8 protein-coding genes are annotated in these 10,404 nt (G+C 68.4%); 7 read left to right on the forward strand and 1 reads right to left on the reverse strand.

Annotation, left to right across the window (positions count from 1 at the left end; genetic code table 11):
• The 6 genes from E3O19_RS05230 to E3O19_RS05255 form a co-directional block, all read left to right on the forward strand.
• A partial coding sequence (locus E3O19_RS05230) for a hypothetical protein (RefSeq protein ID WP_338145074.1) occupies positions 1-1,147 on the forward strand: 1,147 nt, incomplete at its 5' end.
• Entirely contained in the window at positions 1,144-3,762 is a 2,619-nt protein-coding gene (locus E3O19_RS05235; protein WP_134565876.1) for a multicopper oxidase domain-containing protein, read from the forward strand. The genes E3O19_RS05230 and E3O19_RS05235, both read left to right, overlap by 4 nt.
• A gap of 337 nt (positions 3,763-4,099) precedes the next feature.
• Positions 4,100-6,463: a nitric-oxide reductase large subunit gene (locus tag E3O19_RS05240; protein ID WP_134565878.1), complete on the forward strand. Its 2,364-nt coding sequence runs from the start codon at positions 4,100-4,102 to the stop codon at positions 6,461-6,463.
• Positions 6,460-7,278, forward strand: coding sequence for a hypothetical protein (locus tag E3O19_RS05245; protein ID WP_174776897.1), 819 nt, complete (start codon positions 6,460-6,462; stop codon positions 7,276-7,278). Before E3O19_RS05240 ends, E3O19_RS05245 begins: the two co-directional genes overlap by 4 nt.
• A complete protein-coding gene (locus E3O19_RS05250) occupies positions 7,275-8,144 on the forward strand; it encodes a slipin family protein (protein ID WP_134565880.1) in 870 nt (289 codons plus the stop codon). Before E3O19_RS05245 ends, E3O19_RS05250 begins: the two co-directional genes overlap by 4 nt.
• A complete protein-coding gene (locus tag E3O19_RS05255) occupies positions 8,137-8,424 on the forward strand; it encodes a hypothetical protein (RefSeq protein ID WP_134565882.1) in 288 nt (95 codons plus the stop codon). The genes E3O19_RS05250 and E3O19_RS05255 overlap by 8 nt, the downstream gene beginning before the upstream one ends.
• 96 nt (positions 8,425-8,520) lie before the next feature.
• Here the strand turns inward: E3O19_RS05255 and E3O19_RS05260 are convergent, their stop codons facing one another.
• Positions 8,521-9,720, reverse strand: a complete 1,200-nt coding sequence (locus tag E3O19_RS05260; protein ID WP_241981208.1) for a TIGR04053 family radical SAM/SPASM domain-containing protein — start codon at positions 9,718-9,720, stop codon at positions 8,521-8,523.
• A 161-nt stretch (positions 9,721-9,881) separates the two neighbouring features.
• On the opposite strand from E3O19_RS05260, the gene E3O19_RS05265 reads away from it, so the two are divergent.
• Positions 9,882-10,404 (forward strand): helix-turn-helix domain-containing protein (locus E3O19_RS05265; RefSeq protein ID WP_134565884.1); only part of this gene is annotated, 523 nt, incomplete at its 3' end.

The raw sequence follows: 10,404 nt of genomic DNA on the forward strand, positions 1-10,404 counted from the left end.
CCCCGTGCGCCGGGCCGGCGCGGTCGCGCCGCGGCGCATCGCCGGCCGGCTGGCCCTGCTGCTGGTCGGCGGAATCGCCCTGCTGGCCGGGCTCGACGGGGCGCTCTTGTTGCTCGGGTTGTCCGCGCCGATCGTGAGCGCGCGCCTGGCCGATGTTCATGGGCCGCTGATGGTCTTCGGCTTCGTCGGAACCGTCGTGGTGCTCGAGCGGGCCGTCGCCGTGCGAAAGAAGTGGGCATTCCTGTCCCCGGCCCTGCTCGGAGCCGGCGGGCTGGCCCTCCTCTCGCCGCTCCCGCTCCCGGTCGGCCAACTCGGCTTCGTCGCCGGCTCCGTCGTTCTGCTGCCGATCTACCTGATGATCTGGCGCCGGGCGCCGTCCACCTCCACCGCGGTGCAGGCCCTCGGCGCGATGCTCGGCCTGATGGCCACCGTGCTCTGGCTGGGCGGGATGCCCATCCCACTCCTCGTTCCGGCGATGAGCCTCTATCTCGTGCTCACGATCGCGGGGGAGCGGCTGGAACTGGCACGGATCTCCCCGTCGGTCGACGAACGGGCCGAGACCCGGCTGCTGGGCGTGTCCCTCGCAACCCTGGCCGGGGTCGTTATCGCCCTGTTCTGGCCGTCGATCGGCTACCCGCTGCTCGGGATCGGGATGCTCGGCCTCGTCGCGTGGCTGTTCCGGCACGACGTGGCAACCCGGCTCATCCGTTCGCGCGGCCTGCCCCGGTACATGGCCGCCTGCCTGCTGGCCGGTTACGGCTGGCTGGTGGTCGCCGGTGGATGCTGGCTCATTCTCGGCCCGAGCTATTCCGGACCGGCCTACGACGGCGTGCTGCACGCGGTGTTCCTCGGTTTTGTGATGTCGATGATCATGGCGCACGCCCCGACGATCCTGCCCGCAGTGCTGCGCCGGCCTTTGCCCTACCGTCCGGTGATGTACGGTCCGGCGGCGCTGCTGCATGCCTCGCTCCTGGCCCGAATCCTTTTCGGCGATGCCCGCGCCCTGCCCTGGCTGGTGGAGTGGGGCGGCCTGCTCAACATCGTTGCCGTGCTCTCCTTCGTGCTCGTCGCCGTGGTGTCGGTGCTGCTCGGGGCACCCGGACCGTCCGCCACCCGACCGACCACAGCCGGGAAGGTCTCCCGATGAGCCGTCGGCTCTGGCACATTCTCACCGGCGCCCTCGTGCCGGCGTGGCTTCTCCTCACCCTCGTCGCCGTTCTCATCCACCGATTCCTTCCCGTGGCCCCGTGGCTGATGGTGCATCTGCTGCTGCTCGGTGCCGTCAGCAGCGCCATCCTGATCTGGAGCCAGCACTTCGGCGACACCCTGCTCCGGCGCCAGGCCCTCGGCGGGCGCACCTCGCTCGGCGCTCGGCTCGCGGCGCACACCGTCGGGGCGATCCTCGTGATCACCGGCATCGTCGGCGAATGGTGGCCGGTCGTGCTGGCCGGCGGCATCCTGGTCGGCGGGAACGCGCTCGCCCACGCGGCGATCCTCCTGGCCCAGTCCAGGGGCGCGCTCCCGGCCCGGTTCGCGCCCCTCGTGCGGTACTACATTGCCGCCGGCGTCGCGCTGGCCTTCGGGGTGACCGCAGGGGTGCTGATGGCGCGCACCGACATCGACGGCGAACCCTTTGAACGCCTCTTCATCGCGCACATAGGGCTCAACCTGCTCGGCTGGGTCGGACTGACCGTGGTCGGCACGGTCGCCCTGCTCTGGCCGACAGTGCTGCACGCCCGGGTGCAGACCACCCGGGCGGCCGCCCGCGGAACCCTGCCCCTGTTCATCGCGGGTCTCACCCTGCTCGTTGCGGGCTGCCTGGCCGACCTGCGCCTGGTCACCGCGGTCGGCGTCCTCGTCTACCTCGTCGGCCTCGGCCTGGTCCTGGTCGAGGTCATGTGCCTCGGACGTGCCTCCCCGGCGGTGACCTTCGCCGGCTGGAGCCTCGGCGCGGCCCTGGCCTGGTTCGCCCTGTGCGTGCTCGGCTTCGGCCTGCTCGTCGCACTCGCACCCAGCTGGGCCCTCGCGGCGGACCGGCTCGAACAACTCATCCCCGTCTTCGCGGTCGGCTTCGCCGCCCAGATCCTGCTCGGCGCCCTGAGCTACCTGCTGCCCGTCGTGCTCGGCGGCGGCCCCCGGGTGGCGAAGGCCACCGCCCGCGAGCTCGATCGCGGTGGGCTGTTCCGGGTGATCGTGACGAACCTGGGGCTTGTCCTCTACCTGCTCCCGGTCACCAGCCTGGTCAAGGTCGCCCTCTCCCTCCTCGTCGTCGGCACCCTCGCCTCCTTCCTCGTGCTCATGACGCGGGCCATGCGGGTGAACCGGCGGCTGCGGGCGGATGCCGTTCCTCCGGCTTCCGCCCGACCTGCCCCGGCCGCGACGGTACCCCCGCGGCGCACGGGGGCAGTCCTCGCCGCGACCGGCGCCCTACTCCTCGCGGTCACGGGCGGGGTCGCCCTCGACCCCTCGGCCGTCGGTCTCGCGGGTGCCGCTGCAGCCATGCCGTCGACCGGCCAGACGACCACCGTTGACGTGGTGATGAAGAACACCCGGTTCACCCCCGACACCGTCAGGGTGCCGGTCGGCGACACCCTCGTGCTCAACCTGAGCAACGCGGACGACATGGTGCACAACCTCGTCTTCGAGAACGGTGTCGTTTCGGGCTCGGTCGCACCCGGAGCCGCCACGACGATCGATGTCGGCGTCGTCGGCGCCGACATCAACGGGTGGTGTTCGATCGCCGGGCACAAGCTCCTCGGCATGGTGCTGGACGTCGTGGCGGTCGGTGCAGCCCCCACAGTCCGCACAGCCCCGACAGCAGATTCCCCCGATGCTTCCGGGTCACCGATGGACCACTCGATCGGCTCACCGTCCGCGGCCGACGACCTCGACCTGATGAAGGCGCCGCCCGCCTCGTTCTCCGCGCGGGACGCCGCCCTGCCGCCCGCGCCGGCCGGCACCGTGCACACCCTCACCCTGACGGTGACGAACACGCAGACCGAGGTATCGCCGGGGGTTCGCCAGACACTGTGGACCTACAACGGCACCAGTCCAGGGCCGATCCTGCACGGGCGGGTCGGTGATGTGTTCGACATCACCTTCGTCAACGAGGGCACGATGAACCACTCGATCGACTTCCACGCGGGCGCGCTCGCCCCCGACAAACCGATGCGCAGCATCCGGCCGGGGGAGAGCCTGGCCTATCGCTTCACCGCCACCCGCTCGGGCATCTGGCTCTACCACTGCTCCACCATGCCCATGTCGGTGCATATCGCCAACGGAATGTTCGGTGCCGTGGTCATCGACCCGCCCGGCCTTTCCGCGGTCGACGAGGAATACGTGCTGGTACAGTCCGAGCTCTACCTCGGCGCGCAGGGCGGGGAGGCCGACGCCGACAGGGTGGCTACCCAGAAACCAGACCTGGTCGTCTTCAACGGTTACGCCAACCAGTACGCCGCCCGGCCCCTGGCGGCCCGCGTCGGTGAAAGGGTGCGCATCTGGGTGCTGGATGCCGGCCCCAACGTCGGCAGCTCGTTCCACGTTGTCGGCGGCCAGTTCGACACCGTCTACACGGAGGGCGACTACCGGCTCAGGGACGGCGGCAGCACCGGCACCGGCGGCTCCCAGGTGCTCGACCTGGGCGTCGCGCAGGGCGGATTCGTCGAGCTCAGCTTTCCCGGCGCCGGGCACTACCCCTTCGTCAGCCACATCATGTCCGACGCCGAGAAGGGCGCACGCGGCGTCTTCTCCGTGCGGCCGTGACCTTGCCTGGAATTCGCTGAGAGAACCGCAGCATAGGCGTGTCGCACCTGTCGGTGAAATGGTCGGGCGGCGGCCCGGGTAATCGATGCTCAACCTGGAATATGGCGCTCGCCAGGTTTTTCATGCGTGCATGGCTGGCCTGAGTGGCTCTCACTCCAATTTAAGATGACGATCATAATTTCTAAACTGTGGTAGCTTTCAACCACCCGCGTGACCCATCCGGGGGAGGAAACCTGCGTCTGTTCGGCAGCCAGGGTGACCTTGAACCACGCAACATGGAAAGGGGCCCACAGTGGTCCGATTGAAATCCAGTGCACGGAATCTGCGTTCGGAGTTGATGGTTTCCAAGGGGTGGTTACAGGGCGTCGCCCTCGTGATGATCTTCGGATTTGCCGTGATGGGCTTCCTGGCGGCGATGACCTACACCGACTCGATGCCCCAGCCGAAGCAGGTCCTCGACGAGCAGGGAGCCGTCGTCTTCAGCGGCGCCGAGATCACCGCCGGCCAGCAGACCTTCGTGGCACGCGGCCTGCAGGAATACGGCTCCATTGTCGGGCATGGCGGCTACCTCGGGCCCGACTACACCGCCGACTACCTTCGACGCTCCGCGACCTTCGTGCTGGACGCCCTCACCGAGTCCGGCGTCCAGGACCCGCACGGCGCCCTCGTTGAGATGATGCGCACGAACCGGTACGACCCGGCGACGGGGGACCTGGTCTTCACCGACCTGCAGGTCAAGGCGTTCGACTCGGTGCAACAGCACTACGCGGACTTCTTCGGCACCCCGACCACGAAGAACGGCCTGCTGCCGAGCGTTATCACCGACCCCGCCGACATCCACAACCTGACCGCGTTCATCGCGTGGACCTCCTGGGGTGCCTCCGCCGACCGGCCGGGACACGACTACTCGTACACCAACAACTGGCCGGCCGAGCCTCTCGTCGACAACGGCCCGACGGCCGACATCATCGTCTGGAGCGGGCTGTCCCTGATCTCCCTGATGGTCGCCCTCGGCGCCCTCTTCGCCCTCTACGGGCGCTGGAGCAAGCGGATGGGTTGGCAACACGGTGAGGAGACCCCGCCGCTGTCCTTCCGCCAGCCGGGGACGGTGAAGGTGACGCCGGCCCAGTCCGCTACCGCCTGGTTCTTCTTCGTGGTCGCGCTCATGTTCCTTGCGCAGGCCTTCCTCGGCGCCGCCGTCGAGCACTACCGGGTCGACCTGGAGGGTTTCTTCGGGCTGGACCTGGCGCAGCTGCTGCCGATCAACCTTGCCCGCACCTGGCACGTCCAGCTCTCACTGCTCTGGACCGCCGCCTCGTTCCTCGCCGCGGGCATCTTCCTGGCCCCGTACATCTCCGGCCACGAACCGAAGCGGCAGCACTGGCTCGCCTACGCCCTGCTCGGCGCGCTGGCCCTCGTCGTCGCCGGTTCGCTCACCGGTGAGGCCCTGAGCATCTTCGGATTCCAGGCCGGCAAGGACTCGCCGTTCTGGGGCATGCAGTGGGAATACATCGACCTGCCGAAGTTCTGGCAGGGTCTGCTCACCGTGGGACTCTTCCTCTGGATCGCGATCATCTACCGGGGCATCCGCGCCCGGCTGAAGAGCGAACACCGTTTCAATCTGCCGTGGCTGTTCTTCTACTCCGGCCTCGCCATCCCGGCCTTCTACGCCGTCGGCATGCTCGCCGGCACCGAGGTCACCTTGAGCGTCGCCGAGTTCTGGCGCTTCTGGGTCGTGCACCTCTGGGTGGAAGACTTCCTCGAACTGTTCACCACTGTGATGGTGGCCTACATCTTCGTCATGCTCGGAGTGGTGCACCGCAGGATTGCGATGCAGATCATCCTGCTTGACGTGATCCTCTACTCGGCCGGCGGCATCCTCGGCACTATGCACCACCTGTACTTCTCCGGCACCCCGGTCGAGCACATGGCCCTCGGCGCGTTCTTCTCGGCGCTCGAGGTCATCCCGCTGACCTTCCTGACCGTGGAGGCGTGGAGCTTCCTCCAGTTGGGGGCGAGGCAGCAGTCGCGCAGCTCGGCCCCGTTCCCGCACCGCTGGTCGGTCATGTTCCTGGTGGCCGTCGGCTTCTGGAACTTCCTCGGCGCCGGCGTCTTCGGGTTCCTGATCAACCTGCCGATCGTCTCCTACTACGAGATCGGCACGGCGCTCACGGCCAATCACGCCCACGCCTCAATGATGGGCGTCTACGGCATGATGGGCGTCGGCCTGTCGCTCTTCGCCCTGCGCTACCTTATCCCGGCCAACCGCTGGCCGGACCGCCTCGCGAAGATCTCGTTCTGGTCGCTCAACATCGGGTTGGCCTGGATGACCTTCGCCACCCTGTTACCGCTCGGTGTGCTGCAGCTGTGGCATTCCGTCAATGACGGTTACTTCGAGGCTCGAAGCATGAACTTCATCACGGGTACGGGCAACGCGGTGCTCGAGTGGCTACGGATGCCCGGTGACCTCGTCTTCATCTTCGGCGGCGTGGTTCCGTTCGTCTGGATCGCCTGGCTCGGCGTGCGCCACCGGATCAAGGGAACCACTCAGGACGTACCGATGGAGGCCCTCTTCGTGGAGGCGCAGCCGGTACCGGCCTTCGGTGCCGACGACACCGCACCTGATGACGGCTACGGGACGGGCTACCGATCCCGCGCCACCGAGGAGAACGGCGGGAACGGCAGGGTCGGGGGCGCATGATGGGCGCGATCGACCCGGAGGTCTGGTTCGCACTGGCGTACGGCGGCTTCCTGCTGCTCGTGGCCCACGTGCTCGACATCCTCGCCCGGCGCACGGCGACGAGCACCGCGAACGCGCGTTCGGGCGGGTTCAGCTATCACGAAGACCACGACGCGTGGAAATGCTCGGAGGACCAGTGGCTGTGGCCGATCTCCTTCGACCCCGACAACCGGGTGACCCGTTACCGCGCGTCGCCCACGGTCTGCAACCCCTGCCCGGTCAAACACAACTGCACCACCAGCCACTCCGGCCGGGAGGTCGTTCGGAACATCGATTCCTGGCCCAGCTCGGAGGCAGAGCGTTTCCACCGCGGGATCGCCTGCGCCGTCGTGGTGCTCGGCTTCGTGTGGCCCCTGGCCGTCATGCTCCAGGGTCGAAGCGCCCTGGAACTCGCGGTGCTCGGCGGGGCATCGGCGGCCATCGCCGCCGGAAGCTGGCCGCTCTGGTCCCACCTGCGCCGCGCCCCGGCGCGCTTCCCCGACCAGCTCAAGTCCGAGAGCCTCGACGAGAGCGTCGCGGCCCGCGCGATCACGGCGGCGAGTGAACTCGCCCGGCAGGGCGGCTACGGCAGCGTCCGGAAGACCGGACCCCGGCCGGTGCAGATCGAACCCTATGCGAGCTCCCGGCCGGCGCCGGAAGCCGATTCCGAACCAGGCACGACGAAAGGAAACACCGTGCGCGCCTCATTCTCGGCCCGATGGGCCGAACTCGAAAAGGAAGCCGACCCGGGTGGCACCTCACCCGCCGCCGGCTGGACCCGACGGGCGAACTCATGACGGCCTGGCTGATCGTGCTGGTCATCCTCGTGATCCTCGTGGCCGTCTGGCTGCTCGCATCCGTCAAGATCCTGCAGGAGTATGAACGCGGGGTCACCTTCCGATTAGGCCGGCTGCGGCCCGTGTTGGAACCCGGGGTGCAGATGATCTTCCCCGGCATCGACAAAATGGTGCGGGTCGACCTCCGGATCGTCACCCTGACGATCCCGCCGCAGGACGTCATCACCAAGGACAACGTGCCCGCCAGGGTCAACGCGGTGGTGCTGTTCCAGGTCACCGACCCGGTCCGGTCGGTGATGGCGGTCGAGAACCATGCCGTCGCCACCTCGCAGATGTCGCAGACCACGCTGCGCTCCGTGGTCGGCCGAGCCGACCTGGACACGCTCCTGGCCCACCGGGCCGACCTGAACGAGGACCTCGCCCGCAGCATCAACGCCCAGACCGAACCCTGGGGGGTGCAGGTGAAGGTCGTCGAAATCAAGGACGTCGAGATTCCCCAGGCCATGCAGCGTGCCATGGCGCGTGAGGCCGAGGCCGAACGTGAGCGTCGGGCCAAGATCATCAACGCTCACGGGGAGCTGCAGGCGTCGGAGGAACTCGGCCAGGCCGCGGAGATCCTCAGCCGCAATCCGGCCTCGCTCCAGCTCCGCTACCTGCAGACCCTGCTCGAGCTCGGTGCCGACCACAACTCCACCGTGGTCTTCCCGCTGCCGATGGACATCATCGGCCCGTTCCTGAACAAGGTCCCGCAATGGCTCGACCAACAGGGTGCCTCCCGGCCGGGAGCCGGGACGAGCGCCGGCAACCAGAGCGCCGGCAACCGGAACGCCACCGACCAGAGAACGGATGTGAACACCCATGACTGACCCCTCGGCACGGACCGGCCCGCACACGGAGACCGTGTCCGCTGCATCCGCCGACCGCGCCCGTTGCATCCGCTGGATGCTCATCGGAGCCTTCGTGGGCATCTTCGGCCCCATCGCCGGTTTCCTGGGCGGCACCATCGTCGACGCCGACCAACTCATCGGCGGCCTCGAACCGCTGTTCGTCTGGCTCTTCCTCGGCATGCTGGTCGGGGGAGTGGGCGTGTGCGTCGGCATCATCGGCGCCCTGCGCTGGGTGAAGGGCAACTACCACCTCGAGTGAGTCGCCCCGCCCGTCGAATTCGACGGAGATTTTCGCATTCTGTTGCCCCAGGGCACGGTTTCGGGCTGGAAACGGGAAAATGTCCGTCGAATTTGACTAGGTGGAGGGGGAAGCCGTCCGGTCCTGAAGCGTCGCGGGGATGAGGCCGGCAACGGGCTGGTAGTCGCAGCTGGGGTCCTCGGCCAGGGGATCCCCGGTGACCGCGTAGGCGTGCGACCGGGAGCCGCCGCAGACGGTGCGGAATTCGCAGTGACCGCACCGGCCGCCGAATAGATCGGGAGAACGCAGCTCCTGGAGTAGCTGCGCCTCCCGATAGATCTCCGGGAAGGGGCGATCGTGCACGGAGCCGACGGAGATGGGCAGGAACCCGCTCGGATAGACGAGCCCGACATGGTCGACGAAGGCGAACCCGCGACCGGAGTTGACGTCGATCGGGGGCCGGGGCATCCGTCGCCGGGGCTCATCGCCAGTGAGCAGACACGCCGTGGTCTCCCGCAGGGCGGCGCGCAGCGGACCGACCGGGAAAGCCGAGTCGAGGTTGTCCACGCCGGCACGCTGCAGAGCGATGCGCCGGTAGTGCGGTGCCTCGGTCGTCTTGATCGCGACCAGGTCGGAGACGTCATGTAGCCAATGCAGCACTTCCTCCTCGTCCTCCGCGGTCAGGGCGTTCAGGAGCTTGCCGCGGCCCGTGGGCACCAGGAAGAACACGCTCCACAGGGTGGTGCCCAGCTCGAGCACGGTCTTCAGGATGCCCGGCAACTCATGCACGGTGTCGCGGGTCACGGTCGTGTTGATCTGCAGCCGGTAGCCCACGTCCCGCACCATCCTGGCCGCGTCCATGGTGTCATCGAAGACGCCAGTGACGCCCCGGAACGCATCGTGGGTGGCAGCGGATGCGCCGTCGAGCGAGAGCGAGACCGCCTTGGCGCCGGCGTCGTGGAGTTCGACCAGCACCTCCCGGGTGAGGCGCGGAGTGACGGAGGGGGAGAGGGCCATGCTCAGGCCGAGGGACGCGCCGTGGGCGACCAGTTCGGGCAGGTCGGGCCGTTCGAACGGGTCGCCGCCGGTCAGCACGACCAGCGGCCGCGGAGTGCCGAACGAGGCCAGGTCGTCGAGCAGTTTGTATCCCTGTTCGGTACTCAATTCGAACGGGTTACGGCTGCGGATGGCGTCTGCCCGGCAATGCGTGCAGACGAGCTGGCAGGCACGGGTGACCTCCCAGATGACGATGAAGGGACGTTCGCCGGCGTCGTGGTGCATGAGCCGGATCGGGCGTTTTGCTGGTGACAAGGTCACGGATGTCCTCTGCTCTGGGCCGGCCACAACGGCCGACGGTGCTGCGTGCGGAGGAGAAATGGGTGGTTTCGAGCGACGTCGGGGTCTCCTGACAGGTCTGTGCCCGGGGCGGTTTACGGCCCTCATTTGTTTTTACCATATTTATAGGGAAAACTAATTCCATGCCCACCGACGCGATCGATCCCCGCAGTCACGCCGTGCTGTCCGGGATCAGCCGGGTCGCCGTGCTCGAGGTGCTGAGGGCGAGCAGCGAGCCGCTCACCGCTGATGCCATCGCCGCCCGGGTGGGGCTGCATCCGAACACGGTGCGTTCCCACCTCGACCGGCTGACCGCGGCCGGGTTCGCCACGGGAGCCGCGGAGGCGCTGGGCAAGCCTGGCCGGCCACGAGTTCTTTTCCGCGCCGCACCATCGCCGGAAGACGCCCCCGAGGACTCATACCGTGTGCTGGCGGGCATCCTCGCCGAGGGCATGGCCGTCGGTGCGACGGGTGCTCCGGTGTCGGGTGCTCAGGTGTCGGGTGCTCCGGTGTCGGGTGCTCAGGTGACGGGTGCTCGGTCGGCCGCACTGAGCGGTGCCGACGCGGCCGCGCTCGCCGGCAGTCGCTGGGGACGCCGGCTCGCCACCGCGCGCAACGAGGCCGACACGACGGCCCCCGCCGATGCGGCCGCCCCGTCCGCCGGTC

It is taken from the genome of Cryobacterium algoritolerans, assembly GCF_004402785.1.
In the GTDB taxonomy this organism is placed as follows: Bacteria; Actinomycetota; Actinomycetes; order Actinomycetales; family Microbacteriaceae; genus Cryobacterium; species Cryobacterium algoritolerans.

Coding starts and splice junctions, on each gene's coding strand:
- E3O19_RS05235 (WP_134565876.1), top strand. CDS start 1,144: ATGAGCCGTCGGCTCTGGCACATTCTCACCGGCGCCCTCGTGCCGGCG.
- E3O19_RS05240 (WP_134565878.1), top strand. CDS start 4,100: ATGGTTTCCAAGGGGTGGTTACAGGGCGTCGCCCTCGTGATGATCTTC.
- E3O19_RS05245 (WP_174776897.1), top strand. CDS start 6,460: ATGATGGGCGCGATCGACCCGGAGGTCTGGTTCGCACTGGCGTACGGC.
- E3O19_RS05250 (WP_134565880.1), top strand. CDS start 7,275: ATGACGGCCTGGCTGATCGTGCTGGTCATCCTCGTGATCCTCGTGGCC.
- E3O19_RS05255 (WP_134565882.1), top strand. CDS start 8,137: ATGACTGACCCCTCGGCACGGACCGGCCCGCACACGGAGACCGTGTCC.